Genomic DNA, 26,667 nt, shown 5'->3' with positions numbered 1-26,667 from the left:
GCCCGTCGCCCGGTGGGGAGGATGTCCGGCATGGCCACAGCCGCACAGTGGATCTCGGGCACCCGACCCCGCACACTGCCGAACTCGATCGCGCCCGTGCTGGTCGGCGCGGGCGCGGCCCACCACCTCGGCGCGTTCTCCGCGCTCTGGTCGGCACTCGCGCTCGTGGTGTCGGTGTCGCTCCAGGTCGGCGTGAACTTCGCCAACGACTACTCCGACGGCATCCGGGGCACCGACGAGCACCGGGTGGGGCCGTTCCGGCTGGTCGGGTCCGGTGCGGCCGAGCCGGTGGCGGTGCGCAACGCCGCGTTCGCCGCGTTGGGCCTCGCGGCCGTGGTCGGACTCGTGCTGGTCCTGTCGACCGGCCGGTACTGGATGATCGCGTTCGGCGCGGTGTGCCTGGCCGGGGCGTGGTTCTACACCGGCGGGCGCAAGCCGTACGGCTACTCGGGTCTCGGCGAGTTCGCGGTGTTCGTGTTCTTCGGACCGGCGGCCGTGCTGGGCACCCTGTACGTGCAGTCCGGGCGGATCGGTTGGGTCGGCGTGGCCGGCGCGGTCGCGATGGGCGCGTTCTCCACCGGCGTCATGATCGCGAACAGCCTGCGCGACATCCCCACCGACCTGGAGGCGGGCAAGCGGACCCTGGCCAACCGACTGGGCGACGCGGGCGCGCGGCGGCTCTACCTGACGCTGGTGACCCTGCCGTTCCCGGTGACGATCGCACTGTCGGTCGTCGTGCCGTGGACGCTCGTCGGCTTCCTCGCCGTGCCGCTGGTGATCCCGGGCGTGCGGCGGGTCGCGGGCGGCGCGACGGGTCTCGCGCTGATCCCCGTACTGCGGGACACCGGACTGGCCATGCTCGTGTGGGGCGTGACGGTCACGGTGGCCCTGTTCGCGTCCTAGGAGCTGTTTGAAGTTCGGATCTAGGTGGGCCCGGTGGTGTGCTGGTTGGGCTGGTAGAACACGGATGTGGCGCGTTTTGATCTGACCGATGCCGAGTGGGCGTTGATCGAGCCGCATATGCCGGTGGCGGCCACCGGGCCGTTGCCACGTCGGGTGCGGGAGCAGTTCAACGGGATCCTGTGGCGGTTCCGCACCGGGTCAGGCTGGCGTGACGTGCCCGAACGGTACGGTCCCTGGTCCACCGTCTACTCCCGGTTCAACACCTGGGCGAAGACCGGAGTGTTCCAGACGCTGATGGAGGCGCTGATCGCCGAGGCCGCCTCCCGCGGACAGGTCGACCTGGAACTGGTGAGCGTGGACTCCACGATCGTGCGGGCACACCACGAATCGGCCGGACTCGCGGTGACCGGGGAGACCCTTGACGCGCTGGAACAGGCGTTGACCGGGGAAAAAGGGGCTCCGTTGCCCGTCCAGCGGAGCGTGCTGCGGGTGGTGCGTCGCGGTCCGCGCCGGACACGACCGACGCGGGCACATCTGCCGGTCGGGACCGTGCCGCCCGTAGGCGCCGTCGGAAGGCGCGGGCTGCGGCGGCCGGGCTCGGCCGGTCCCGGGGCGGGCTGAGCAGCAAGGTCCACACCGCGGTCGACGCCGCCGGGCTGCCGTTGGCGTTCGTGCTCACCCCTGGCCAGGCCGGGGACAGCCCGCAATTCCGGACGGTGCTGGACCGGATCCGGGTTCCCGGCCCGGTCGGAAGGCCGCGCACCCGTCCGGACGCGGTGGCCGCGGACAAGGCGTACTCCTCCAAAGCCAACCGGGCCTACCTACGCCGCCGCCGGATCACGGCTGTGATCCCGGAGAAGACCGACCAGCGGGCCAACCGCAGGAACAAGGGCTCCGCCGGCGGGCGGCCTGTGTCCTTCGATCCCGTGCGCTACCGGCGGCGCAACACCGTCGAACGCCTCTTCCAGAAGATCAAGACATGGCGCGGACTGGCCACCCGCTACGACAAGACACCACAAAGCTACGAGGCCGGACTGCATCTACGAGGAGCCATCGTGTGGTTGAAGACCCTTACCCCAACCACATGATCCCAACCCCAAACAGCTCCTAGCTCACCACGCGTCCTCGGTGAAGCTCGTCGGCTCGTCGTCCTCGGTACGGACCGGGCGCCGCGGCGCCGGCCTCGGGTCCTCGCCCCGGCACAACGCCGCCAGCGTGGTCCGTTCGGCCTCCAATGCCGCCCGCACACCGCGATCGCCCGAAGCCTCGCCGAGCAGTATCTGCCGCCAACTCAGATCGCCCCGCGCCACCCGGCGCTGCACCGCCTGGAGTTCCGGCGACGCGTCGGGCGACTTGGCGTAGGCCATGACCCGGCGGACGTCCTCAGCCGACGGCTCGCGGCCGGGCCGGACCTTCGCCGCCTCCCGCATCGACCGGTCGGCCTCGGCGATCGTCCTGCCGAGCACCTCCTCGGCCGTGCGCACCTCCGGCGTGCGCCACGCGTGCCCCATCCCCACACCTCCGACCGGACGACACACGGACCCGTCACGCTGCGACGCGCCCGGGGTGCCCGGCGTTCCACCGGATTTCCCGGTCACGTCGCCCAGACACCCGAAGAGCGGAACCGGACCAGGGTCGCCAGGTACGGCGACAGGTCGAAACCCTGTGCCGCCACCCAGTCGTCGTCGTAGTACGTGTTGGCGTAACGCTCGCCGCCGTCGCACAGCAGGGTCACGAGGCTGCCGCGCTGACGTGACGCCCGCATCTCCGCGATGAGCTGGAACGCGCCCCACAGGTTCGTGCCGGTCGACCCGCCCACGCGGCGGCCGAGCACCTCCTCGACGTGCCGCACGGTCGCGATCGACGCGGCGTCGGGCACCTTGAACATCCGGTCGATCACCTGCGGCACGAACGACGGCTCGACGCGCGGGCGGCCGATGCCCTCGATCCCCGAACCCCGCGTGCCGACGAGGTCGGTGTCGTTCGAGCACCAGGCGTCGAAGAAGACCGAGTGCTCGGGGTCGACCACGGCCAGCCGGGTGCGCAGCTTGCGGTAGTGGACGTAGCGGCCGATGGTCGCGCTCGTGCCGCCCGTGCCCGCGCCGACCACGACCCACTCGGGCTCGGGCGCGGACTCCAGGCCCATCTGATCGAAGATCGACTCGGCGATGTTGTTGTTGCCGCGCCAGTCCGTGGCGCGCTCGGCGTAGGTGAACTGGTCCATGAAGTGACCGTTCAACTCGGTCGCGAGCCGGCGGGACTCGTCGTAGATCGCGCGCGGGTCGTCGACGAAATGACATCGGCCGCCCTGCCGCTCGATCAGCGCCACCTTCTCCCGGCTGGTCGACCGGGGCATGACCGCGATGAACGGCAGGCCGAGCAGGCGGGCGAAGTACGCCTCGGAGACGGCCGTCGAGCCCGACGACGCCTCGATGACCGGCGTGCCGCCGACGACCCAGCCGTTGCAGATGGCGTGCAGGAAGAGGCTGCGGGCGAGCCGGTGCTTGAGCGAACCGGTCGGGTGCGTCGACTCGTCCTTGAGGTACAGGTCGATCCCCCACTCCGCCGGGAGCGGGAAGTGCAGCAGGTGCGTGTCCGCGCTGCGGTTCGCGTCGGCCTCGATGATCCGGACGGCTTCGCACACCCATTCGCGGGTGCGCGAACTGCAACGATCGACGTAAGCGGTCACGGCTCGCACGATAACTTCTTGTCCGTGACTTCATTCTCCGGATCTTTGCTGGCAGGTGCGGTCGGGGACGCCCTCGGCGCCTCGATCGAGTTCGAGTCGATCGACAAGATCCGTGCCAGGTACGGGCCCTCCGGGCTCACCGACTACGCGCCCGCGTACGGCAAGCTCGGCGCGATCACCGACGACACCCAGATGGCCCTGTTCACCCTGGAGGGTCTGGTCCTGGCCCGGGAACGCGGCCTGAACCCGGTCGAGTCCGTGCACGCCGCGTACCTGCGGTGGCTGTCCACGCAGGGCATCCAGGGGCCCGCCGCGAACGTGCCCAAGGACGGGTGGCTGCTCGACCACGAGGACATCCACGACCTGCGCGCGCCGGGCAACACGTGCCTGGTGGCGTTGCGCTCGGGCAAGGCCGGGACCATCACGAACCCGTTGAACGACTCCAAGGGGTGCGGCGCGGTGATGCGGGCGGCACCCGTGGCGCTGTGGTCCGACGACCCGGCGCAGGTGTTCGCGCTGGCGGCGGCGACCGGGGCGCTGACCCACGGTCACCCGAGCGGGTACCTGTCGGCGGGGGTGCTGGCGGTGATCGTGCAGCAGTTGCTGGCCGGACGGCAGCTTCGGGAAGCCGTGGCGACGGCCCGTGCGGAACTGGTCCTGCGGCCCGACCACGAGGAGCAGCTCGTGCTGCTGGACCGGGCCGTGAACCTGGCCGGGACCAGGCCTTCGCCGGAGTTCATCGAGCAGAACTTCGGCGGCGGCTGGGTCGGCGAGGAGGCGTTGGCGATCGGCCTGCACGCGGCGTTGGCGGCCCGGGACTTGGGGGACGCTTTGCTTTTGGCCGTGAACCACTCCGGGGACAGCGACTCGACCGGGGTGATCGCGGGCAACATCCTCGGGGCCGTGGCCGGGGAGCAGGCCATCCCGCGCCACTGGCTCGAGCGGTTGGAGCTGCGGGACGCCATCGCCGAGTCGGCGCGTCGGGCCGTGGCCGCGTTGACGTTGGTGCGGGGCTGAGGGCAGCGGGCCGGCGGCATCCCGACGGCATCAGCGGTGTCGGTCGTGGTGCCCGAACACGGTTCAGGGCACCTGGACGCACGGCTCAGGGTGCCTGAACGCACGACTCGCGGTGCCTGAGTGCATAACTCGCGGCTCAGGGTGCCTGAGTGCGTGTTTCGGGGTGTCCGGGTGGAGGACTCGCGATCAGGCGGTGTCGCCGCGCAGTTCGGCGCGGAGCTTCTCGCGTTCGGTGCGGCGCCGGTCCTGCTTCACGGCCAGACCGGCGGCCACCCGTTCCCGCAGTCCCTTGAACAGGAACAACGACAGGGGCAGGGCCACGACGACCCCCACCGCCAGCGCCACCAGCAGCGGCACGTTGAGCATCAGCAACACCAGGGTCACCACCGCGACCATGCTCAGCCGAGCGCCGACGTAGAGCGTCACATCACGTCCGAGGTGCACGGCTACCCAGGCTACGCGCCGTCCTCCGTGCCGGTGTTGTTAGGACGCCCCTCGAACCGGGTCGACAGCACCACGGTCGTCCGCGTGCGCGCCACGCCCGGGATGCGGCGCAACCGGCCCAGGGCCCGTTCGAGGTCGTCCACGGTCGCCACCCGCACCTTCACGATGAACGACTCGTCGCCGGCGACCCGGTAGCACGACTCCACCTCGACGAGTTCGCCCAGCGAGTCGGCCACCTCGTCGTCGTCGGCCGTGTCGGTCGGGTGCACCCCGACCAGGGCGGTCACCCCCAGGCCGACGGCGCTGGGGTCGACCACCGCGTGATAGCCGACGATGACGCCGGTGGCTTCGAGCTTGCCCACGCGCTCGTGCACGGCCGAAGCCGACAACCCGACCTTGCGGCCCAGGTCGGCGTAGGTGGCGCGTCCGTTCTCCCGGAGCGCGGCGATGATCTGCCGATCAAGAGCGTCCACCGCGCCACTTTAATCCCCACCACCGCGATGTCCGAACCGCGCGATTTGCCCCTTACTACCTCTTTACCATCAGGCAAGCGTTCGAGTACCCGACGGGTGGGATGCCACCATGCGTCCGGTACGTCTGTTCGCGATCGGGGAGGACACCGTGACAGCGATCCAGCATCACGCCGGGGAACGACTGCTGACGCCCGGCGAGGTCGCCAACCTGTTCCGCGTCGATCCCAAGACGGTGACGCGCTGGGCCACCGCCGGCCGCATCGGGTCGATCCGCACGCCAGGCGGCCACCGCCGCTTCCGGGAATCCGAGGTCCAGGCGCTGTTGTCGCAGTTGACGACGGAGGCGACCGAACCCGTCCGGCAGTAGGCCCGTACACCTCGTTGACGCGGGTAATCTCGTGGCAAAGGAGGTGGCGACCATGCTCTACCTGCTCGCGGTGATCGGTGCGCTCACCATCGCCGTGCTGCTGTGGCGTGCGTTCGGACCCGATCGGGTCGAGACCGCCCCCACCCGTTTCGTCGCGCCCGACGACGACCCGGAGTTCCTGCGCAAGCTCGGTGAGCAGAGCCGGAAGAAGCCGGACGAGGAGTGACACCGGGTGGTGGGGACGCGGGACGTCCCCACCACGACGGTCAGTGGTTCGGGAAGTCGTCGGCGACGGTCGCCGCCAGTTCGAGCAACGCGAGGCGGGTGTCCGGGGCGAGCTTGTCCAGCTCGATCTCGGCGCCCTCCTCCAGGTGCGCGTCGAACGGGATGCGCACGACCGCCCGGCACCGCTGCGCGAAGTGCGCGGACAACTTGTCCAGGTCGACCTTGCCCGATCCGGGCCGCACCGAGTTGATCACCGCGACGGACCGCGCGACCAGGTCCCGGTACCCGTGGGCCTCCAGCCAGTCCAGCGTGGCCGCCGAGGTCTGCGCGCCGTCGACCGAGCCGGACGAGACCAGCACCAGCGAGTTCGCCTGGTCGAGCACGCCGCGCATGGCCGAGTGCATCAGGCCGGTGCCGCAGTCGGTCAGGACGATGTTGTAGAAGAGTTCGAGCAGGCCGACCGTGCGCAGGTAGTCCTGGTCGCTGAACGCCTCCGAGGCCGCCGGGTCCTGTTCGGACGCCAGCACCTCCAGCCGGCTGGGCGACTGGGACGTGTACGCGCGCACGTCGCTGTACTTGGTGATCCGCGAAGCGTCCCGGATCAGGTGGCGGACGGTCGCCGTGGTCTCGCGCGGCACCTTGAGCGCGAGCGTGCCGCGGTCGGGGTTGGCGTCCACGGCGATGACCCGGTCGCCGCGCAACGACGAGAACGTCGAGCCGAGCGTGGTCGTGGTCGTGGTCTTGCCGACGCCGCCCTTGAGGCTGAGCATCGCGATCTTGTAGCACCCGCGCAGCGGCTGGTTGATCCGCGAGATCAGCTCGCGCCGACGCAGGTCGGCCGGGCTCTCGCCGAGGTTGACCAGGCCGCCGGTGATCGAGTGGACCGCCTTGCGCCACCCGGACTGCGGCGGGCGCTTCGACTTCTTGATCAACTGCTGGGACGACACGTCGTGCGCGGTGGTGGGCGGGCGCTGCGGCTGGACGCTCTGCGGGAAGTTGTTCGGGAACCCGCCGGGGTAGGACTGCTGGTGCTGGTGCTGCTGGGCCGGGTGGGGGCCGGACTGCCCGCCCACCGCGTACGGCCCGCTCTGCCCCGCGACGGGGTGGGAACCGCTCTGCCCGGCGACCGGGTAGGCGCCCGAAGCACCACCGCCGACCTGGTACGGACCGCTCTGACCCGCCACCGGGTACGCGCCCGACGGGCCGCCGCCCACCTGGTACGGACCGCTCTGACCCGCCACCGGGTACGCGCCCGACGGGCCGCCGCCCACCGGGTGCGGACCGCTCTGGCCCGCGACGGGGTAGGCGCCCGAAGCGCCGCCGCCCGCCTGGTTCGGACCGTTCTGGCCCGCCACCGGGTAGGCGCCCGACGTGCCGGCGACCTGCTGCGGGTCGGCCTGGCCGGCCGCGGGGTAGGCGCCACCGGCGGTCGGGAACCCGGCCGGCGAGCCCTCGACGGGCAGCGGGTCCAGGTACACCGTCCGCGGGTCGACGTTCCGGTTCTCGTTCACACCCTCGGCACCGGCCGGCGGTTGCCACGACGGTTCAGGATTCTCGTAGCGACCGGTCACCGCTGGGGTCCTCCCTGGGCGCGATTCTGATCGGGACCTCCCCGGCCCCACGTTTCCGACGGTAGTGGGCGCCGAGCGGTTCCACGACAGTGGGTGCGGATCAGCTCACTCCGGCGTACGAATGCAATCCGGTCGTGACCAGGTTGATGAAGAAAAGGTTGAAAACAGTGAGCGCGAAGCCGACGGTGTTCACCCATGCGGCCGGCTTTCCGCGCCAGCCGGCGGTCGCCCGTGCGTGCAGGTACGCCGCGTAGACGACCCACGCCACGAACGACACCGTCTCCTTCGGGTCCCAACCCCAGAAACGGCCCCACGCGGCCTCGGCCCAGATCGCGCCGCAGATGATCCCGATCGTGAAGAGCGGGAACGCGAACACCGTGCTGCGGTACGCGAGCCGGTCGAGCACGTCGGCGTCGGGCAGTCGGGAGAATCGCGCCCGACCGCTGTTCTTGAGCAGGTAGAGCACGCTCGCCACACCGGGCAGCAGGAACAGCCCGGACGACACCGAGATCACCGAAACGTGCACCACGAGCCAGTACGAGCGCAGCGGCGGCGGCACGGGCGCGGCGTCGGCGTACAGCACGGTGCCGCCGAGGAACATCAACGTCACGATCGGCACGAGCACGAACCCGCCGAGCTTGCGCACCGGGAACATGCGCATCAGCACGATCCAGCCGATCACCGCGGCCAGGGTCAGCAACGCCACGTACTCGTACATGTTGCCCCACGGCGCACGCGAGGTCGCGACACCGCGCAGCACCAGGGCGGACAGGTGCAGGAACGCGCCGAGGTAGGTCAGCGCCATGCCCATGCGGCCGAGCTTCTCCGCACGCGACCGCCGGGGCGCCTCGACGACGAGGCCCGGCGTCCACGTGCCGTCCTCGCGGCTGCCGCCGGCGATCGCCATCTCGCGCTCGCGGACCTCGGCCTTGGTCCGGCCGAACGCCAGCTCGCACAGGTAGAGGATGACGGCGAACCAGTAGACGACCACGGTCGCGCCGTAAGTCCAGTCGCTGAACGTCGCCAGTGTGCTGTTGACCGGCATCAGCCGTCCTCCTTGAGCAGGTCCCGGGACAACGGCGTGAACTCCTCGCCGTACCCCGCCTGATCGGTCCGGGCGAGCCCGCCGACCTCGATTACCGTACGCCCGTCCGGTCCGGGTGCCGCGCGTACCCACACCCGGCGGCGCTTGATGCTCAGCGAGGTCGCCAGACCCACGATGACCAGCACCGAGAACGCCAGCACCCACGCCTGCGTCGGGTCGTGGGAGATCTGCAACGACACCCAGTCGCGCACGCCGTCGAAGCGGATGACCGTGCCGTCGTCCAGCGTCAGCGACTCGCCCTGGCGCAGGTTCTGCCGGGCGACCTTGGCGAGCTTGCCGTCGGTGACCATCTGCTGGTCGATGGAGAAGATCGACTGCCCGCGCCCCGAGTCGGTGCCCAGGTCGCCCCGGTAGACGTCGATCGCCACGGCCGGGTCGCGGGCCTCGGGGAACATCGAGTCGAGCAGTTCACCCCGGAACGCGGCCGTCGGCGCGAGCAGCCCGGTGATCGCCAACTGGGAGCGCCGCCGCTGCTCGGCGTCGGGGGTGTCGGGCGGGTCGAACTTGGTCGCGCCCTCGGACGCCAGCGTCACCGTGTTCACCGGCCGCCACTGGGTCGCGCCCGTGCGCGTCTCCCCGTTGGGGAAGGTGACGGTGAACAGCGGCGTGTACCCGTGGCCGAGCAGGTAGACGCGGTCGCCCGCGGTGCGCAGCGGGCTGTTGACCTGGAGCGGGTACGGCCGCCAGGTGTTCGTCTCCAGGTCGTCGCCGGTCTGGTAGCCGATGTCGGCGAGGAACTTGTCGGCCTGGCCGTTGTGCAGGTAGCTCGCGGTGAACTTGTCGACTTTCACGCAGAACGGCGACAGGTCCGTGCCGTCGACCCGCAGGCCGGGCCGGAACGTGTCGTAGTTGAACACGCCGGAGTTGCAGAACTGGCCGCCGTTCGCCTGCACGATGACCTGGCCCTCGTAGCCGAACATCTTGCCCAGCGCGAACGCGATCAGCAGGCCCAGCAGCGCGAAGTGGAAGACCAGGTTGCCGGTCTCGCGCAGGTAGCCGCGCTCGGCGCTGATCGAGCGGGCGCCGTCGGCCTCCTCGCGTTCGACCTGCCGCCAGCCGCGCAACCGCTTGCGGGCACGGGCCAGGACCTCGGCCACGTCCTCCACCGTGTCCGCGGTGGCGTGGTGCGGCAGCCGGGACAGGTTGCGCGGGGTCAGCACGGGCTTGGCCCGCATCTGCTTGAAGTACTCCCACATGCGCGGCACGAGGCAGCCGACCAGCGACACGAACAGCAGCACGTACACGGCCGAGAACCAGAAGCTCGCGTACACGTCGTAGAACTGGAGGTCGTCGAGGAAGCGTCCCCACCAGCCGTTCGCCGCGATGTGCTCGGTGACCTTCTGCGCGTTGAGCGACCGCTGCGGCAGCAGGGCGCCGGGCATGGCGCCGAGCGCGAGCAGGAACAGCAGCGTCAACGCGGTGCGCATGGCCGTGAGACCGCGCCACGTGTTGCGCAGGAACGCCAGACCGGCGGCGAGGTTCCGGGTGGCCACTACAACGGCAGCTTCAGGTCGTTGACCACGGCGTCGCGCAGCCAGCCCACGAATTCGCCCCACACGCCCGTCACCAGCGCGATGCCGACCAGGATCAGCAGCACGCCGCCGAAGATCTGCACGTGCCGGGTGTGCTTGCGCAGCCACCCCGTGACCCGCACGGCCCACCGCGCGCCCAGCGCGATCAGCACGAACGGCAGTCCCAGGCCCAGGCAGTACGCGAGCACGAGCACGGCGCCGCGCGTGGTGGCCGAACCGACCTCGGTGCTGCGCGCCAACGCGAGCACCCCGGCCAGCGTCGGGCCGACGCACGGCGTCCAGCCCAGCGCGAACACACCGCCCAGCAGCGGCGCGCCGAGCAGCCCGGCGCGCGGCCGGCGGTGCAGCCGCACGTCCTTCTGCAACGCCGGGATCAGACCGATGAACACCAGGCCCATGGCGATCGTGATCACGCCGCCGACCCGCTGGAACACGTCCTCGTTGAACCACAGCACGTCGGTCGCGCCGAGCACGGCGAACGACGCGAGCGAGAAGACGACCGTGAATCCGAGGACGAACAGCAAAGCCGCGCCCGCGACCCGGAACCGGCCCTTCTTGGCGTCCTCGTCCGCGCGCACGGCCGGCGCCTCGGCACCGACCAGCCCCGCCAGGTAGGCGAGGTAGCCGGGCACCAGCGGCACGACGCACGGCGACGCGAACGACACGATCCCGGCGACCAGGGCCAGCCCGGTGGCGAGCACCAGCGGGCCGTTGACGGCCAGGTCGGTGATCGGGTTCACGGACGACAGGGTAGGTAGCCGGACCTGAGGGCCCGTGACCGAGGGGTGCTTGGAGAGACCGTGCTCACTGCTCGGCGGCCAGTTCCTTGACCAGCGGAACCAGGTCCGTCGCGATCAGGCCCTCCAGGAACACGGCCGCGACCCGGTGCCGCTTGTCGAGCACGATCGTGGACGGCACGACGTTGGGCGGGTAGCCCCGGAACGCCAGCAGCGTGCGGCCCGACTCGTCGTAGATCGACGGGTAGGTCAGCTTCCGGTTGCGGATGAAGTCGCGGCCCGGTTCGGGCGAGGGCTCCTTCACGTCCAGGCCGAGCACCTGCACGCCCAGCGGGCCCGTCTCGTCCTGCACCTTCTGCATCTCGGGCGCCTCGGTGCGGCACGGCGGGCACCACGCGCCCCAGATGTTGACCACGACGACCTTGCCCTCGTAGTCCGAGAGCGAGATCGTGCGGCCCTCCTCCATCAGGCTCGGGCCGCTCAATCCCTTGATCGGCTTGCGCTCGTCGCCCTCGTAGCGCAGCCGCACCTGGCCGTCGGGCGCGACGAACTGGAACTCGGCGCCCGCGACCACGGCGTCGTCGCCGGTGGCGCACGCCGTCGTGAGCAGCAGGAGCAGGACGGGCAGGAGTCTCCTCACGCGCCCGTCACCCTCGGGTTGGTCGCGCCGACGGGTTCGGTGTAGACCACGCGCACCAGCTCTTCGCCCTGGAAGACCAGGCTGGTCAGCGACGCGAGCGAGCACTCGCGCCGACGCGGGTCGTGCCACATGCGGCGGCCCTCGACGAACCGGCGCAGCGTCCAGATCGGCAACTGGTGCGACACGCACACGGCTTCGTGGCCCTCGGCGGCCAGACGTGCCCGCTGCACGGCGCCGTACATGCGGTGCGCGATCTCCAGGTAGGGCTCGCCCCACGACGGCTTGAACGGGTTGACCAGCTTGGGCCAGTGCTTGGGCGAGCGCAGCGCGCCGTCGCCGACCGCGACCTTCAGGCCCTCGAACCGGTTGTCGGCCTCGATCAGCCGGTCGTCGGTGGCCAGTTCCAGCCGGTGCGAGTCGGCGATCGGCGCGGCGGTCTGCTGGGCGCGGTCGAGCGGGGACGCCACGACGTGCGCGATGTCGTGGTCGCGCAGGTGCTCCGCGACGGTCAGCGCCTGGCGGCGGCCCCGGTCGGACAGCCGGAAGCCGGGCAGGCGGCCGTAGAGGATGCCGGTCGGGTTGTGCACCTCGCCGTGACGGAGCAGGTGGACGACGGTACGGGTCACGGACGGGCCTCCGCTGCGGCACGGGCGGCGTGCGGGAGGGCGTCGGCGATCAGCGCGAAGTCCTCGTCGGTCATGGCCGCGTTGACGAACCACGCCTCGAACGCGCTCGGCGGCGGGTACACGCCCCGGTCGAGCAGGGCGTGGAAGAACGGCGGGAAGCGCCAGGTCTGCGCGGCCTGGGCCCCCGCGTAGTCGACGACCTCGTCGTCGGTGAAGAACACGCTGACCAGGTTGCCCGCGAACTGCACGCGGTGCGCGACACCCGCTTCGGTGAGCGCGGCGGTGAACAGCGCGCCGAGTCGGGACGCGTTGGCGTCGAGCTTGCGGTAGACCTCGTCGTCGGCCGCGCGCAACGTGGCGAGCCCGGCCGCGACGGCGACGGGGTTACCGGACAGCGTGCCCGCCTGGTAGACGGGACCGGCCGGCGCGAGGCGGGCCATGACGTCCGCGCGCCCGCCGAACGCGGCGGCGGGCAGACCGCCGGACATGACCTTGCCGAACGTGTACAGGTCGCCGGGCACGGCCTCCAGGCCGAACCAGCCCGACCGCGAGACCCGGAACCCGGTCATGACCTCGTCCATGACCAGCAGCGCGCCGTGCTCGTGCGCGACCTCGCGCAGCTCGGCGTTGTACTTCGGTGCGACCGCTCCCATGTTGCCGGCGGCGGCCTCGGTGATCACGCAGGCGATCTCGCCCGCGTTCTCCGCGAACGCCTGCCGCACGGCCTCGACGTCGTTGTAGGGCAACACGATCGTGTCGGCGGCCTGGGCGCCGGTGACACCGGGCGACGTGGGCAGTCCGAGCGTGGCGACGCCGGAGCCGGCCTGGGCGAGCAGCGCGTCGACGTGGCCGTGGTAGCAGCCCGCGAACTTGATCACCTTGCGGCGCCCGGTGAAGCCCCGGGCCAACCGGATGGCGCTCATCGTGGCCTCGGTGCCCGAGTTGACCAGGCGGACGCGCTCGACCGGCGCGACCCGGGCGATGATCTCCTCGGCCAGGTCGATCTCGCCCTCGGTGGGCGTGCCGAACGACAGGCCGTTCCCGGCCGCCGCGCGGACCGCCTCGACGACGTCGGGGTGCGCGTGCCCGAGGATCATCGGCCCCCACGAGGCCACGAGGTCGACGTACCGGTTCCCGTCGGCGTCCCACAGGTGGGGACCGTCGCCGCGGACCATGAACCGGGGCGTTCCGCCGACCGAGTGGAAGGCCCGGACCGGCGAGTTCACGCCGCCGGGGATCGCCTCAGCCGCGCGCTCGAACAGAGCCTGGGATCGCGTCGCTGTCACGGAGCCAGTCTCACATGTCTGCCGGTTCGGCCTTCCTCCGACCACGGGTGCGCACGCCGAGCACGGTCTGCCGCACGGCATCGAGCACGAGCACGCCCGCGACCGTGGACAGCGCGATTGCGGCGCCGATCCAGTTGCCCAGGTAGCGCGTCGACTCCAGCGGCGCGTGGTCGGCGACCGGGAAGCTCAGGTGCCGCACGCCACGCTGCCAGCACCAGACGACGGCGAAGCCGAGCAGTACGACGACGATCACCTCGGCGCCCGCGATCAGCGTCCGCTTCGGTTGGTGCAGAGCGGGTTCGACGGTCGTCACGCCGGCCAGCATCTCACGCCCGGAGCGCGAGCAGCTTGACGAGTGCGGCCTGGAGCCCGGCCGGATCGGCGGCCCACGCGCTGACCACCGTGCCGTCGGTCAGCCGCAACGGCACCTCGGTCACCCCTCGGGGCAACGCCCACCCGCCGCCGAGCACGCGTGCGCCCGCACGTGGTTCGGCGACCGCCGACGCGATCTCGGCCACCGACAGCTCCTCACGCCCGAGGTGCAGTGCCTTGGGCGTGAGCCGCACGGCCCTGGCCCGTCGCCGCCCGTTGACCCACACCGCCGTCGCGAGCAGCAGGGCCAGGCCGACGAACAGCCACAGGGTCACGTTCGCCAGGCCGTCGGACAGCGCGTCGACGAGCACCCCGAGCAGGGTCAGCGCCGGTGCCACCAGTACCGGCCACCACGAACCGCCGGACTCCGCGTACAGGGTCGGCTGCTCCACTCACGCCTCCCGGTACCAGTCGCGCGTGCCGGGACCGAAGCTCGCCACGACGGCCGCGATCGACAGCAGCAGCCGGGTCGGCAGCACGATCCACTCGACCGCGACGGAGTCGCCGCGCGCGGCGCCGACGATCTGCCCGACGAGGATGAAGCCGAGCAGGAGCACACCCAGGCTGACCCCGATCCGCCCGGACCGGCTGCCCGCCCGGACCAGGAACGCACCCCACCCGATCGCCACGGCGACGCACACCGAGGCGAAGAGCGGCATCGCCAGTCCGACGGGGTCGAAGCCGGGCTCGGCGACCACGATGAGCACCGTGCCCAGCGGCCACAGCAGGGCGGTCGCCAGCCACAGCGCGAACGCCAGGTGGATCATCGCCGGCCGGCGCGGCACGGGCGCCAGGTTCTGGTCGATCCCGCGCATCCCACCCGGTGTCGTCATCGCCCCTCCGCGTTCAGGTAGAGACCGGTCTCCCGGGAGAACATCGGCACGACGGCCGCGATCGTCACCAGGACGAGCAGTCCGGCCCACCAGCGGCAACCAGGCAGACGGCACAGCCCCGACCGACAGCGGTCATGCGTCCACTGTGCCTCACCGGGCGCGCGGAATCCCGAGGATCAGAACTTCGGGCGCTTGTGCGCGAGGTAGAACGCGTTCGGCTTGCCCATGAACAGCAGCACCACGGCCACCACCGCGAGGAACGTCACCGCCAGCCCGATCACCGACCGGTTGCCGAACACGTACAGGATCGACAGCACGGTCAACGCCGCCAGCGAGATCCGGGCCCAGTTGCGCCCACGCCGGGCCTGGAAGGCGAAGAACGCCCCGAGCACCGCGATCAGCAGGTAGAACACGACCGGCACGACGATGTTCGTCGTCACGACGACGTCGAGCTGCTCCGGCGTCAGCGTCCGGCCGAAGTCGGACTCGCGGATCGCCTGCTCCAGCACGGCCCGCTGGGTGGGCAGGAACAGCGCGCTCGCCCCCGACACCACCGCGACGACGATCCAGATCCAGTACGCGGCGCGCACCTCGGTCGGCACGGGCAGCGTGGCGGGCGAGGAATCCTCGGTGCTGGTCACGGCGCTGACGCTAGATCGGCCGACCGGATCGTGTCCACCTCAGACCACGCCGCCGACGGCACGTGCGCGCGTCACCGCGGCGAAGTACGCCGACGAAGCACTCCGGTACATCAGCACCGCGGCCGTGCCGTCGAGCGCCGCCGTCACCAACCCGGCGACCACGTCCACGGCGGTCACCGCCACCCCGGCGGCAGCGGCGGCACCGCTCACCACCAACAGGGACCGCCCCAGCCCGACGAAGACGCCGATCGCACCGAACACCGTCAGCACGACACGCGCCCAGTTGCGCCCGGAGAGCATCCGCCTGGACAGCAACGCGTACACGAGCACCAGCAGGCCACCGAACAGCAGGCCGACCACGATGCTGCCGTTGACGGTCAGGTCGATCTCGTCCTGGCCGAGGCCGGGGTTCTGCCGCAGCAGCTCGTCGATCAGCATGTCCCGGTCCGCGAGCTGCACGACGAACCGCAGCATCCCGACCAGCGCGCTGGCCACCCACAGCAGCCGCGAGATCTCCAGGACCCTGGGCGGGGTCATTCCCGGTCCAGCCAGCCGGCGGCCTCGGCCGCCCAGTACGTCAGCACGATGTCCGCACCGGCGCGGCGGATCGACGTCAACGTCTCCAGCACGGTCCTCCGCCGGTCGATCCAGCCGTTCGCGGCGGCGGCCTCGACCATCGCGTACTCGCCGGAGATCTGGTACGCCGCGACCGGCACAGTGGACAGTCGCGCCACCTCGGCCAGCACGTCCAGGTACGGCAGGGCGGGCTTGACCATGACCATGTCCGCGCCCTCGGCGAGGTCCAACTCGACCTCGCGCAACGCCTCGCGCCCGTTGGCCGGGTCCTGCTGGTAGGTCTTGCGGTCGCCTTGGAGCTGCGACTCGACCGCGTCGCGGAACGGCCCGTACAACGCCGACGCGTACTTGGCCGAGTAGGCCAGGATCCCGGTGTCGGCGAACCCGGCTTCGTCCAGGGCGGACCGGATGAAGCCGATCTGCCCGTCCATCATCCCGCTCGGCCCGACGACGTGGGCGCCCGCGCGCGCCTGCGCGACGGCCATCTCGCCGTAGACCTCCAACGTGGCGTCGTTGTCCACCTGGCCGGTCGGCGTGAGCACGCCGCAGTGGCCGTGGTCGGTGAACTCGTCGAGGCAGCAGTCGGACATCAGCACCGTGTCGTCGCCGAGTTCGGCGCGCAGGTCCTCCAACGCCACGTTGAGGATGCCGTCCGGGTCGGTCGCGCCGGAGCCGACCGCGTCCCGCTCGGCCGGGACGCCGAACAGCATCAGCCCGCCGACGCCCGCCCGAACCGCCTCGACGGCGGCCTTGCGCAGCGAATCGCGGGTGTGCTGGAGCACGCCCGGCATGCTCTTGATCTCCACGGGCGCCGACGCGCCCTCCTTGACGAACATCGGCAGCACGAGCTGGCGCGGCCGGACGGTCGTCTCGCTGACGAGGCGGCGCAACGCGGCCGTGGTGCGCAACCGGCGTGGGCGGTGTGCGGGGAACACGTCCAACTCCCTGGGAAACGAGATCGGGGCCGCCTCGCAGCGGCCCCGATCAGTTCACGAACGACGCAAACGCTTGGTCTTGCGCGGCGGGGGCAACGCGCCCTCCGCGCGCAGCCGGGCCGCGTGCTGCGCCAGCGCGTCGACCAGCGCGGGCACGTTGGCGTCCTCGGGCTGCACGTCGACCCGGAGGCCGAACTCGCGGGCGGTCTCGGCCGTCTGCGGGCCGATGCACGCCACGAGCGTGCGGGCGTGCGGCTTGCCCGCGATGCCGACCAGGTTGCGGACCGTGGACGACGAGGTGAAGCACACCGCGTCGAACCCGCCCGACTTGATCATCTCGCGGGTGTCGGCGGGCGGCGGAGCGGCGCGGACCGTGCGGTACGCGGTCACGTCGTCGATCTCCCAGCCGCGTTCGCGCAGACCCGCCGCGAGCGTCTCGGTGGCGATGTCGGCCCGGGGCAGCAGCACGCGGTCCACCGGGTCGAGGATGTCGTCGTACGGCGGGAAGTCCGCCAGCAGGCCCTCGGACGACTGCTCGCCGGACGGGACCAGTTCGGGGATGATGCCGAAGCCGCGCACCTTCGCCGCCGTGGCCTCGCCGACGCAGGCGATCTTCACGCCGGAGAACGCGCGGGCGTCCAACCCGAACTCGCGGAACTTCTCCCACACCGCACGGACGGCGTTGGTCGACGTGAACACCACCCACTGGTAGCGGCCGTCGACCAGGCCCTTGACCGAACGCTCCATCTGCGCCGGGCTGCGCGGCGGCTCGACCGAGATGGTCGGCACCTCCACGGGGATCGCGCCGTGCGCGTGCAGCCGGTCGCTCATCGCGCCCGCCTGCTCCTTGGTGCGCGGCACGAGCACCCGCCAGCCGTACAGGGCGCGGGACTCCCACCAGGACAGCCTGGTGCGGTTGGCGACCGCGCTGCCGACCGTGACCACGAGCGGTCCGGCCAACTCGCCCGCGTCGGCCGCGAGCGAGGCCAGCGTGGTGTCCACGGTCCGCTGCCCGAAGCCGGTGCCGTCGACCGTCACCGCGACCGGGGTCTGCGGCGCGAGGCCGTTCTCCACCAACGACGACGCCGCCTCGGCGAGGTGGCTGCCGGTGGCGTGCAGCACGAGCGTGCCGGGCGCGGCGGCCAGGCCGGCCCAGTCCTCCACGCCGCGGACGTCGGCCTCGGTGTGCACGGCGCCGAGCGCGACGCCGGCGTAGGCGGGCACGGCCGTGCCCGCCGGGACGCCGGGCACCACGTCGAACGCGATCGTGGTCTTGGAGACCGCGTTGGCCTCCTTCACCACGGAATCGAGCGTCAGCGGGTCGCCGGCGACCAACCGGACCACCGCGCTGCCGTTCTTCGCCTCGGCGACCAGGTCCTTGGCGACGTCGGCGGGGTCGCCGACGGCGGGCCTGACCTCCACTCCGGACGGTACGAGCGCCACCACGTCGGAGGGCACGTCCGGGTCCGTCACCACCAGGTCGGCCTTGGCGAGCAGGTCGCGGGCTCGAACCGTGAGCAACCCGGTGTCTCCCGGGCCGGAGCCGACGAACGCGACTCGTCCGGGGGTCTTGCGTGCGCGGTTCATCTGGGCACTCCCCATCAACTACGCCCCGCCGGCCGCACTGCGGCACTGCCGGAGAGGTCGAGCAACTCGGCGGCCAGCGCGCGGCCGAGTTCCTCTGCTGCGGTCAAGTCACCGGTGGCGGACGCGCGGAAAAGGTCGCCGTCCGCCGCGGCCACGACCCCGCGCAACGACAGGCGCAGGACCACCGCGCCGTTGTCGTCGAGGTCTTCCACCACATCGGCCAGTGCGCCGACCGGCGCGCTGCACCCCGCTTCGAGCGCGGCCAGCATGGCGCGCTCGGCGGCGACAGCGGCCCGACTGGCCGAATCGTCCAGAGTGGACTGGAGCAGGTGCTCGGTGTCGACGTCGTCGACCCGGCATTCCACCGCCAGCGCGCCCTGTGCGGGCGCCGGGAGCATCTGGATCGGCTCCAGGGTCTCGGTGATCTCGGCGGTGCGGCCGAGACGGAAGATGCCCGCGCGGGCGAGCACGACGGCGTCCAGTTCGCCGTCGGCCACGCGGCGGATGCGCGAATCGACGTTGCCGCGCAACGGCACCACGTCGAGGCCGAGGCCGAGCGCTTCGAGCTGCGCGGCCCGACGGGGCGAACCCGTGCCGACCTTGGCGCCGGCGGGCAGTTCGCCCAGCGTCAACCCGTCGCGGGCGACGAGCGCGTCGCGCGGGTCCTCGCGCGGCGGCACGGCCGCGAGCGACAGCCGCGGGTCCGGTGCCGTCGGCAGGTCCTTGTAGGAGTGGACGGCGATGTCGACCTCGCCGTCGGCCAGCGCGTCGCGCAGGGCCGAGGTGAACACCCCGATCCCGATCTCGGCGATGGGCGCGGACGAGCGGTCGCCGGGCGTGGAGACCGTGACGATCTCGATCTCGGCGCCGGCCGCGCGCAACGCGTCGGCCACGTGACCGGTCTGCGCGAGTGCGAGCGCACTGCCGCGCGTGCCGATCCTCAGGGTGCGGTTCACCGCGGTTCACCTTTGGGTCGCGTCGTGTGGGGGGAGCTGACCGCCGAGGGCATCTGCGGGTCGAGGCCGAACAGCTCGCGCAGCGCGTCGGCGTAGCCGTCGCCGCCGGGCGCCGCCGCCAGTTCCTTGACCCGGACGGTCGGCGTGTGCAGGAGCTTGTCGACGACCCGGCGCACGGTCTTGGCCAGTTCCGCGCGCACGGTGCCGTCCAGGGCGGGCAGCCGGGAGTCGAGCCGGAGCAGTTCGGCGTCGACCACCTCGGCGGCGCGTTTGCGCAGTGCCGTGACGGTCGGCGTGACGCCGGCCGAGCGCTGCCCGGCCAGGTAGGCCCGGACCTCCTCGGCCACGATCTCCGCGGCGCGCAGGGCGTCCTGCCCGGTCGGGGCGTCGGACAGCCTGCGCTGCAGGGTCTCCAGGTCGACCACGCGCACGCCGGCCAGCAGCGCGGCGGCGGGGTCGACGTCCTTGGGCAGGCCGAGGTCGCAGACGACCAGCGGACGCCCGGGTTCGCGGTCGCCGATGTGCTCGGCGCCGACGACGGTGTCCACCGAGCCGGTGCACGCGAACAGCACGTCGGCGCGGGCCACCTGGGTGACCAGGTCGTCCAGACCACTGGAGCGGGCCGTGATGCCGTCCGCGACCAGCGCGGCGGCCAGCCGGGCGCCGTTGGCGGCGGTGCGGTTGGCGACGACGACCTCGCCGATGCCGGCCCGGCGCAGGTGGGCGGCTGCCAGCCCGCCCATGGCGCCCGCGCCGACGATCAGCGCCGAACGGCCGGCGAGCCCGCCGAGCACGGTCGCCGCGTCGTCGAGCGCCTCGGAGACGACGCTCGCGCCGGACTGGTCGATGCCGGTCTCGCTGTGCACCCGCTTGCCGGCCCGCAGCGCCTGCTGCACGAGTTCGTGCAGCGTGCGTCCGACCGCACCGACCCGGTCCGCGGCGCCGTACGCGGCGCGGAGCTGGCCGAGGATCTGGGACTCGCCGACGACCATGGAGTCCAGGCCGCCCGCGACGGAGAACAGGTGCTCGACGGCCGCCGCCGAGTAGTGCACGTACAGGTGTTCGAAGAGGTCGGGGGGCTCGGCGCCGGCCTGCCGGGCGAGCACCTCGACGACCTCGTTCATGCCGCCGTGGAACGTCTCGACGACGGCGTAGACCTCGACCCGGTTGCAGGTCGACAGGAGCACGGCCTCGGACACGCTCGGCGCCTTGATGAGCTGGTCGAGGACCTTGCCCAGGTCGGCGTCCGCGATGGCGGCGCGCTCCAGCACGGGTACCGGCGTGGTGCGGTGGGACAGACCGACGACGAGCACGCTCATGCCGTCACCGCGTCCCGAATCACAACCCGCACGATCACGGGCGAATCACCACCCCGTCCACACCGACGCCGTTGACCACGTCCCCGGCGGCCTCGTCGGCCCGCCTCGCGACGTGGAACGACAGGATCTGCATCTCGACCGCCAGGTCGACCTTCCGCACCTCGACGTTGTCCGGCACTTGGAGGACGACGGGTGCGAAGTTCAGGATGCACTGGACTCCGGCGGATACCAAACGGTCGCAGACGGCCTGGGCCGCCTGCGGCGGCGTGGCGATGACGCCGATGGAGATCTCGCGCTCGGTGCAGACGGTCACGATGTCGTCGATGTGGTGCACCGGGATGCCGCCTACCGGCACACCGGTGAGGTCGTCGTCGATGTCGAACAGCGCGGCGACCGGGAAACCCCGGCTGCCGAAGCCGCCGTAATTGGCCAGCGCGTGACCAAGATTACCGATCCCGACGACCGCGACGGAGTGCTTGCGCGTCAGTCCGAGGATGCGCTCGATGTGGCCGACGAGGACCTCGACGTCGTAGCCGACGCCCCGCGTGCCGTACGAGCCGATGTAGGACAGGTCCTTGCGCAGCTTCGCCGAGTTGACCCCGGCCGCGCCCGCCAGCTCCTCGCTGGAGATGGTCGTCACGCCCTGGTCGCCGAGTCCGGACAGCACCCGCAGGTAGACCGCGAGTCGCGCGACGGCCGCCTCGGGTATGGCGCGGGCGCGTTCGCGGACGTCGGCGGCCGGCTCGGGTGTGGTCGTCGCCGGGCTGGTCACGACCTCGTCACCTTCGCCCCGCTGAGCCGCCACGCTGGTACTCCTCGACGTCGGACGCACTGACCCGCCGGGCACCTTCACCAGCGGAGTGATGATTCCACCGTACCGCTTGTGAACGCATGCACAAAGTCGGCGCCGACAGCCCTCGCGTGCACGTGCACCTGCATGAACGATGCAGTGCTCCCCCATGTTCGAACCCCCCACACGAAAGGTGGGCCGCCCCCCGGCGCGGATACGCGGGGACGACCCACCTTCAGGTGAAAACGGGGAGCGGATCAGGCGGCGGGCGGCGTGAGCACCTTGCCGATGACGAACACGGTGGCGTTCTTGGTCGGGATGTTGCCGCACAGCACGGGCGCGCCGTCGACGGTCAGCGAGTCGCCCGAGCCCGCGATCTTCAGCTCCTGGTTGGTGAGGGACTTCACGGTGCCGGCGGCCTTGAGACCGGCGGCGTCGTAGCGCTTGGCCACGACGTGGTACTGGAGGATCTTGCCCAGCGCGGCCGGGTCGGCGGCCAGCTCGGCGAACTTGGCGTCGCCAAGCTCGGCGAACGCGGGGTCGGCGGGCGCGAACACGGTCAGCGACGCCTGCGAGTTGAGCGTGTCGACCAGGTTCGCCGCCTTGACGGCCGCGACGAGCTTCGTGAGCAGCGGGTTGTTGCTCGCGGCCGTGGCGACCGGGTCGGTCACCATGCCCTCCAGCGAGCCCTTGTTCGACGGGTCCTGCGGGACGCTCGCACATCCGGGGCCGAACACGTCCGACGTCTTGGTGACGCCGTCCGACGCGGCCATCGCGGTCGACGACGTCCCCGCCGCGGCCGACGTGGTGCTCGACGACGTCGAGGCCGTGTCGTCCGAGCTGCACGCGGTCAGCGTGAGGGACGCGGCGGCCAGGGCGGCGACGGCGGCGATCATGGTCTTCCGCACTGCGGATCACTCCTCAAGATTTCTTAACCGGCTTCGGTGGTCACTAAGACGTTCGAAGCAGCGCCCGATCCGGTTCTACTCAACGGTGAAGAAAATCGAGTGCCACCCGGTCGCGCCATCCGGAATGGGCTCGACCCGCTCCTGGGGCTGGGTGAAACCGTTCTTGTCCGTAGCGCGCACTTCGACCGTGTGTCCCCCGTTGGGGAGATCGAGCGCGATCCGCCACATCCGCCACGTCACCGCGTTCACATGGGCGGCCAGCGTGGTCTGCTGCCACGGCCCGCCGTCGACCCGCAACTCGACCTTGGCCACGCCCACGGGTTGCGCCCACGCGACACCCGTGACCACGACCTTCGACCCCTTCACCGTCGACAGCCCCAGCGGCCGGTCGATGCGCGACATGGGCTTGATCGGCCCGCGCTCACCCCAACCCCGGTTCAGCCAATAGGCTTTTTTCGCCGCGAATGTGGTGATCTCCAGGTCGACGACCCACTTGGTCGCGGACACGTAGCCGTAGAGGCCGGGCACGACCAACCGCGCCGGGAAGCCGTGCTCGGGCGGCAGCGGTTCGCCGTTCATGCCCAACGCGATCAGCGCGCCGCGCTCCTCCTCCAGCACGACGTCGATCGGGCTGCCCGCCGTCCAGCCGTCGACGCTCGTGGAGAACAACTGGTCGGCACCGGGCTTCACCCCCGCCTCCAGCAGCACGTCCCGCAACGGCACGCCCACGAAGTTCGCGGTGGACGTGTACGGCCCACCGACCTCGTTGGACACGCACGTCATGGTGATCGTGCGCTCGACCAGGTCACGGCGGCGCAGGTCCTCGAAGCGCAGGTTCAGCTCGCGGTCGACCAGGCCGTGCACGCGCAGGCTCCAGTCCTCGGCCCGCACGCGTGGCACGGTCAACGCCGTGTCCACGCGGTAGAAGTCGGCGTTCGACGTGATGAACGACGGCGTGCCCTCGCCCTGGAAATCCGCGTCGACCGGGATGGCCGGCGCCTTCGTGCGGGGCGTCAGGTCGCCGACCGCGCGCCGCGACTCCTCGACGTCGACGCGGTCGCCGAGCAGCCGGCCCGCACCCGCCGCGAGCACGGCCGCGCCCGCGACCAGCAGGAAGTTACGCCGGCCCGGACCGTCGAGCGGTCCGGTGCGGTGCAGCCACCGGAACACCGCGACCCCGACCGCCAGGCTCGCGATCGGCGCGAGCACGCCCAACGCGTCCGTGTCCGGCCGGTAGAGCACGGCGCCGACGCCCACCAGCCCGAGCACCACGGCGAACACCGTGCCCGGCAACGGCGACCGCCGGGACAGCAGTCCGGCGAGCACGGCCAGACCCGCGATCACCAGGGCCATGCCCAGCAGCAGGACGAGCTTGTCGTAGGTGCCGAACGTGCGGACGGCGAAGTCCTTCAGGAACGACGGCGTGAAATCGATCGCGGTGTTGCCGACGGCCAGGTACGGCGACGCGCCCGTGCCGACCAGACCCGCGACGAGGTGTCCGGCGGCGAGCGCGGCGGCGACGGCCAGGACACCGATCAGTGCGGCGGTCCAACGCTTCATACCGGGGATTCGACACCGGGCCCGGTCCGGTTCGCCTGTCGACGCGGGTGGATCGGGTGACCGGTGTCGGCGTTTCAGCGCAGCGCGGCGCGCAACCGGTCCTCTTCGACCGACCAGTACCCGTGCTCGTCTCCGTCGACGAGGATCACCGGCACGCGGTCGCCGTACTCGGCACGCAGTTCACGGTCGGTGTCGACGTCGACCACCTCCCACGGCACGCCGAGTTCGCCGCAGATCCGGTCCAGATCGGCCTTGGCCTGGTCGCAGGCGTGGCAGTCGACGCGGCCGAGCAGGGTGACGCGATGGCTCATGGCGGCCATCATCCCAGCGGCAGCCGCAGGCGTGAGCGGGCCAGCTTGCCGGTCGGCGAGTGCGGCAGCGCGGTGGCGAACTCGACCACGGTCGGCACCTTGAACTTGGCCAGCCGCGTCGCGCAGTGCTCCTTGACCGCGTCCTCGGTCAGCGTCACGCCTTCGGCGGGCACGAGCACGGCCTTGACCGTCTCGCCGGTCCGCTCGTCCCGCACGCCGACCGCCGCCGCCTCCACGACGCCGTCGAGCTGGCAGAGCACGCGTTCGACCTCGTGCGGGTAGACGTTGAAGCCGTTGACGATGATCAGATCGCCCGCGCGGTCCACGAGGTGCAGGTCGCCCTCGCCGTCGAGGTAGCCGACGTCGCCGGTGCGGAACCAGCCGTCGGCGTCCGGGCCGTCCACGCCGTCGGGCCAGTAACCGCTGAACAGGTTGTCGCCGCGGGCGGCGACCAGGCCCGTGCCGTTCTCGTCGTCCTCGCCGATCGGGCGGCCGTCCGAGTCGACCAGGCGCACGTCCACACCGGGCAGCGGCCGGCCGACCGAGCCGGGCTTGGGTGCGCCGCCGAGCGTGGTCGTGAGCACCGGGCCGGTCTCGGTCAGGCCGTAGCCCTCGAACACGGGCAGGCCGACCGCCTGCCACAGCTCGACGAGCAGACCGGGCGAGAGCGGCGCGGCGCCGGAGGTGAACAGGCGGACCGTGGCCAGGTCGGTGCGCAGCCGCTCGACCGGTTCGGCCAGGATCGCCTGGTACATCGGGGGAACGCCGACGACGGTGGTCACCCGGTGCTCGGCGATCGCGGTCAGCGCGCTGTCCGCGTCGAAGCGTTCGAGCAGCACGGCCGTGGCACCCGCGCCGGCGACCTGGAACAGGCCGGGGCCCAGGCCGTAGACGTGGAACAGCGGCAACGCCAGCAGCACGCGGTCCCCGGCCGTGACCGGTGCCGGGCGCAGCGTCGCGCACTGCGTGATGTTGGCCAGCAGCGCGCGGTGGGTCAGCATCGCGCCGCGCGGCACGCCGGACGTGCCCGACGTGTAGGCGAGCACGGCCAGGTCCTCGCCGCCGCCCCGGGTCTCGAACGGCTCGCCGGGCGCGTCGGCGGGCGGGTGCCCGGCGTCGACGACGAGCCGGGCGCCGCTGTCCGCGAGCGCGCGGCGGGTCTCGGCCTCGGGGTGGTTCGGTCCCACGGGTACGAGCACCGCGCCCGCGCGCAACGCACCGAACACCGCGACCGCGAACGCCGGTCCGGTGGGCAGGCGCACCAGCACCCGGTCGCCGGGTTCGACGCCCGCCGCGACCAGGCGGTGCGCCTCGGCGTCGGCGAGCGCGTCGATCTCGCTCCACGTGAGCGAGAGGCCACTCGTGACATCGACCAGTGCGACGTGCTTGGGTCCACGGTGTGCGGCACCGCGGACCAGGTCGGCGACGTTGCGTGCGGGAGTGGTCAAGGCGACCTCCTGGGGACCACGACGGACCTCGTCCGCAGTCTTCCACGTGTCGCCGTCGTCACGCAGCGCATTTGCACCACGGGCGACCAGGCGACCCCTACCCGGGAGTAGCAAGCCGTAGGGATGTCTCGGGCAGATGACCGCACAGGCGGCCTCCGAGGGCGCCTCCCGACCGAACCGGACGCTCCGTACGCTTTGGAGCACGGGAGGGCGGGCCAGCACGATCGAGAGCGTGGACACCGACGCGGCCGAGGAGCCGTGGGACCTCGTCCGTGCCGCTCAGAAGGGCGACACGGACGCGTTCGGCGTGCTCTACGACCGGTACGTGGACATCGTCTACCGATACGTGCTGTTCCGGGTGGGTGACCGCACGCTGGCGGAGGACGTGACCAGCGAGACGTTCCTGCGCGCGCTGCGGGGCATCGGGTCGATCAGCTACCAGGGCCGTGACGTGGGCGCGTGGTTCGTGACGATCGCCCGCAACATCGTGTTCGACCACGTGAAGTCCAGCCGGTACCGACTGGAGGTCACCACCGCGGAACTGGCGGACAACCGCGAGGTCGCGGACGGTCCCGAACAGGAGGTGTTGACCGACGCGGCCAACGCCGAACTGCACCGCTGCGTCGCCCAATTGGGTGCCGACCAGCGGGAATGCATCACCCTCCGTTTCATCCAGGGCTTGTCCGTAGCCGAAACGGCCGCGAGGATGGGACGCAACGAAGGCGCCATCAAGGCCCTGCAACACCGTGCGGTGCGCCGATTGGCGAGGATGCTGCCGTCGTGGCTGCGGTGAGGACCGGCGCGTAACCCGGGTCG

General features: G+C 71.6%; 30 protein-coding genes and 1 pseudogene. 6 read left to right on the top strand and 25 right to left on the bottom strand.

Annotation, left to right across the window (positions count from 1 at the left end):
* Nucleotides 1-30 precede the first annotated feature (30 nt).
* Nucleotides 31-903 carry a 1,4-dihydroxy-2-naphthoate polyprenyltransferase gene (locus F4559_RS00750; RefSeq protein WP_184665666.1) on the top strand — a complete coding sequence of 291 codons (873 nt, stop codon included), beginning with the start codon at nt 31-33 and terminating at the stop codon, nt 901-903.
* 66 nt (nt 904-969) lie between these two features.
* Nucleotides 970-1,991, top strand: a pseudogene (locus F4559_RS00745) (IS5 family transposase).
* Between the two features lie 24 nt (nt 1,992-2,015).
* On the opposite strand, the gene F4559_RS00740 reads toward F4559_RS00745, so the two are convergent.
* Together F4559_RS00740 and cds1 are read right to left on the bottom strand one after the other, a co-directional pair.
* Nucleotides 2,016-2,414 (bottom strand): hypothetical protein, encoded by a 399-nt coding sequence (locus F4559_RS00740; RefSeq protein WP_184665665.1) that lies wholly within the window; start codon nt 2,412-2,414, stop codon nt 2,016-2,018.
* An 83-nt stretch (nt 2,415-2,497) separates the two neighbouring features.
* On the bottom strand, nt 2,498-3,592 hold the full coding sequence (cds1, locus tag F4559_RS00735; RefSeq protein ID WP_312865418.1) for an L-cysteine desulfhydrase Cds1: 1,095 nt from the start codon (nt 3,590-3,592) through the stop codon (nt 2,498-2,500).
* A 24-nt stretch (nt 3,593-3,616) separates the two neighbouring features.
* On the opposite strand from cds1, the gene F4559_RS00730 reads away from it, so the two are divergent.
* Complete coding sequence (locus tag F4559_RS00730; RefSeq protein WP_184665664.1) at nt 3,617-4,609, top strand: ADP-ribosylglycohydrolase family protein; 993 nt, start codon at nt 3,617-3,619, stop codon at nt 4,607-4,609.
* Nucleotides 4,610-4,795: 186 nt separating this feature from the next.
* On the opposite strand, the gene F4559_RS00725 is transcribed toward F4559_RS00730, so the two are convergent.
* Entirely contained in the window at nt 4,796-5,053 is a 258-nt protein-coding gene (locus F4559_RS00725) for a DUF4229 domain-containing protein (RefSeq protein WP_312865417.1), read from the bottom strand.
* 11 nt (nt 5,054-5,064) lie between these two features.
* Nucleotides 5,065-5,526 carry an Lrp/AsnC family transcriptional regulator gene (locus tag F4559_RS00720; RefSeq protein ID WP_184665663.1) on the bottom strand — a complete coding sequence of 154 codons (462 nt, stop codon included), beginning with the start codon at nt 5,524-5,526 and terminating at the stop codon, nt 5,065-5,067.
* Between the two features lie 148 nt (nt 5,527-5,674).
* Here F4559_RS00720 and F4559_RS00715 point away from each other — a divergent pair, with 148 nt between their 5' ends.
* Both F4559_RS00715 and F4559_RS00710 read left to right on the top strand, forming a co-directional pair.
* On the top strand, nt 5,675-5,893 hold the full coding sequence (locus F4559_RS00715; protein WP_312865416.1) for a BldC family transcriptional regulator: 219 nt from the start codon (nt 5,675-5,677) through the stop codon (nt 5,891-5,893).
* Nucleotides 5,894-5,924: 31 nt separating this feature from the next.
* Entirely contained in the window at nt 5,925-6,119 is a 195-nt protein-coding gene (locus tag F4559_RS00710) for a hypothetical protein (protein ID WP_184676536.1), read from the top strand.
* 40 nt (nt 6,120-6,159) lie between these two features.
* Here the strand turns inward: F4559_RS00710 and F4559_RS00705 are convergent, their stop codons facing one another.
* From F4559_RS00705 to F4559_RS00605, 21 genes are all read right to left on the bottom strand, one after another.
* Complete coding sequence (locus tag F4559_RS00705; RefSeq protein ID WP_425567944.1) at nt 6,160-7,629, bottom strand: MinD/ParA family ATP-binding protein; 1,470 nt, start codon at nt 7,627-7,629, stop codon at nt 6,160-6,162.
* A gap of 160 nt (nt 7,630-7,789) precedes the next feature.
* A complete protein-coding gene (gene ccsB / locus F4559_RS00700; protein ID WP_184665660.1) occupies nt 7,790-8,734 on the bottom strand; it encodes a c-type cytochrome biogenesis protein CcsB in 945 nt (314 codons plus the stop codon).
* On the bottom strand, nt 8,734-10,221 hold the full coding sequence (resB, locus tag F4559_RS00695) for a cytochrome c biogenesis protein ResB (RefSeq protein WP_184675321.1): 1,488 nt from the start codon (nt 10,219-10,221) through the stop codon (nt 8,734-8,736). Before resB ends, ccsB begins: the two co-directional genes overlap by 1 nt.
* Nucleotides 10,222-10,286: 65 nt before the next feature.
* On the bottom strand, nt 10,287-11,066 hold the full coding sequence (locus F4559_RS00690; RefSeq protein WP_184665659.1) for a cytochrome c biogenesis CcdA family protein: 780 nt from the start codon (nt 11,064-11,066) through the stop codon (nt 10,287-10,289).
* Between the two features lie 64 nt (nt 11,067-11,130).
* The gene (locus tag F4559_RS00685) at nt 11,131-11,703 is read right to left on the bottom strand and encodes a TlpA disulfide reductase family protein (protein ID WP_184665658.1); all 573 of its coding nucleotides are present in this window, start codon (nt 11,701-11,703) and stop codon (nt 11,131-11,133) included.
* Nucleotides 11,700-12,329: a histidine phosphatase family protein gene (locus F4559_RS00680; protein WP_184665657.1), complete on the bottom strand. Its 630-nt coding sequence runs from the start codon at nt 12,327-12,329 to the stop codon at nt 11,700-11,702. The genes F4559_RS00685 and F4559_RS00680 overlap by 4 nt, the downstream gene beginning before the upstream one ends.
* A complete protein-coding gene (hemL, locus tag F4559_RS00675) occupies nt 12,326-13,615 on the bottom strand; it encodes a glutamate-1-semialdehyde 2,1-aminomutase (protein ID WP_312865415.1) in 1,290 nt (429 codons plus the stop codon). Before hemL ends, F4559_RS00680 begins: the two co-directional genes overlap by 4 nt.
* Before the next feature lie 10 nt (nt 13,616-13,625).
* A complete protein-coding gene (locus F4559_RS00670) occupies nt 13,626-13,928 on the bottom strand; it encodes a hypothetical protein (RefSeq protein ID WP_184665655.1) in 303 nt (100 codons plus the stop codon).
* A gap of 13 nt (nt 13,929-13,941) precedes the next feature.
* A complete protein-coding gene (mce1N, locus tag F4559_RS00665; RefSeq protein WP_184665654.1) occupies nt 13,942-14,379 on the bottom strand; it encodes a transport-regulating membrane protein Mce1N in 438 nt (145 codons plus the stop codon).
* On the bottom strand, nt 14,380-14,820 hold the full coding sequence (locus F4559_RS00660) for a hypothetical protein (RefSeq protein ID WP_184665653.1): 441 nt from the start codon (nt 14,818-14,820) through the stop codon (nt 14,380-14,382). It abuts the gene before it with no gap.
* A 176-nt stretch (nt 14,821-14,996) separates the two neighbouring features.
* Entirely contained in the window at nt 14,997-15,461 is a 465-nt protein-coding gene (locus F4559_RS00655; protein ID WP_184665652.1) for a hypothetical protein, read from the bottom strand.
* Between the two features lie 39 nt (nt 15,462-15,500).
* Nucleotides 15,501-15,998: a hypothetical protein gene (locus F4559_RS00650; protein WP_184665651.1), complete on the bottom strand. Its 498-nt coding sequence runs from the start codon at nt 15,996-15,998 to the stop codon at nt 15,501-15,503.
* Nucleotides 15,995-16,972, bottom strand: a complete 978-nt coding sequence (gene hemB / locus F4559_RS00645) for a porphobilinogen synthase (RefSeq protein WP_184665650.1) — start codon at nt 16,970-16,972, stop codon at nt 15,995-15,997. The genes F4559_RS00650 and hemB overlap by 4 nt, the downstream gene beginning before the upstream one ends.
* A gap of 54 nt (nt 16,973-17,026) precedes the next feature.
* Nucleotides 17,027-18,559, bottom strand: a complete 1,533-nt coding sequence (locus F4559_RS00640) for a bifunctional uroporphyrinogen-III C-methyltransferase/uroporphyrinogen-III synthase (RefSeq protein WP_184665649.1) — start codon at nt 18,557-18,559, stop codon at nt 17,027-17,029.
* A 14-nt stretch (nt 18,560-18,573) separates the two neighbouring features.
* Complete coding sequence (hemC, locus tag F4559_RS00635) at nt 18,574-19,515, bottom strand: hydroxymethylbilane synthase (protein ID WP_184665648.1); 942 nt, start codon at nt 19,513-19,515, stop codon at nt 18,574-18,576.
* Complete coding sequence (locus F4559_RS00630; protein ID WP_184665647.1) at nt 19,512-20,834, bottom strand: glutamyl-tRNA reductase; 1,323 nt, start codon at nt 20,832-20,834, stop codon at nt 19,512-19,514. Before F4559_RS00630 ends, hemC begins: the two co-directional genes overlap by 4 nt.
* A 34-nt stretch (nt 20,835-20,868) precedes the next feature.
* Entirely contained in the window at nt 20,869-21,639 is a 771-nt protein-coding gene (locus F4559_RS00625) for a redox-sensing transcriptional repressor Rex (RefSeq protein ID WP_184665646.1), read from the bottom strand.
* 242 nt (nt 21,640-21,881) lie between these two features.
* A complete protein-coding gene (locus F4559_RS00620) occupies nt 21,882-22,532 on the bottom strand; it encodes a fasciclin domain-containing protein (RefSeq protein WP_376774615.1) in 651 nt (216 codons plus the stop codon).
* Nucleotides 22,533-22,607: 75 nt separating this feature from the next.
* On the bottom strand, nt 22,608-24,092 hold the full coding sequence (locus F4559_RS00615) for a molybdopterin-dependent oxidoreductase (protein WP_184665645.1): 1,485 nt from the start codon (nt 24,090-24,092) through the stop codon (nt 22,608-22,610).
* A 74-nt stretch (nt 24,093-24,166) separates the two neighbouring features.
* Nucleotides 24,167-24,403, bottom strand: a complete 237-nt coding sequence (locus F4559_RS00610) for a glutaredoxin family protein (protein ID WP_184665644.1) — start codon at nt 24,401-24,403, stop codon at nt 24,167-24,169.
* Between the two features lie 8 nt (nt 24,404-24,411).
* Nucleotides 24,412-25,851, bottom strand: coding sequence for a class I adenylate-forming enzyme family protein (locus F4559_RS00605; protein WP_184665643.1), 1,440 nt, complete (start codon nt 25,849-25,851; stop codon nt 24,412-24,414).
* A gap of 136 nt (nt 25,852-25,987) precedes the next feature.
* Between F4559_RS00605 and F4559_RS00600 the strand changes: the two genes are divergently transcribed.
* A complete protein-coding gene (locus F4559_RS00600; protein ID WP_184665642.1) occupies nt 25,988-26,644 on the top strand; it encodes a sigma-70 family RNA polymerase sigma factor in 657 nt (218 codons plus the stop codon).
* Nucleotides 26,645-26,667 lie beyond the last annotated feature (23 nt).

The sequence above is a fragment of the Saccharothrix violaceirubra genome (assembly GCF_014203755.1).
In the GTDB taxonomy this organism is placed as follows: Bacteria; Actinomycetota; Actinomycetes; order Mycobacteriales; family Pseudonocardiaceae; genus Actinosynnema; species Actinosynnema violaceirubrum.
Note: the sequence above shows the minus strand (reverse complement) of the source record. Positions and strands in the feature narration are given on the sequence as shown.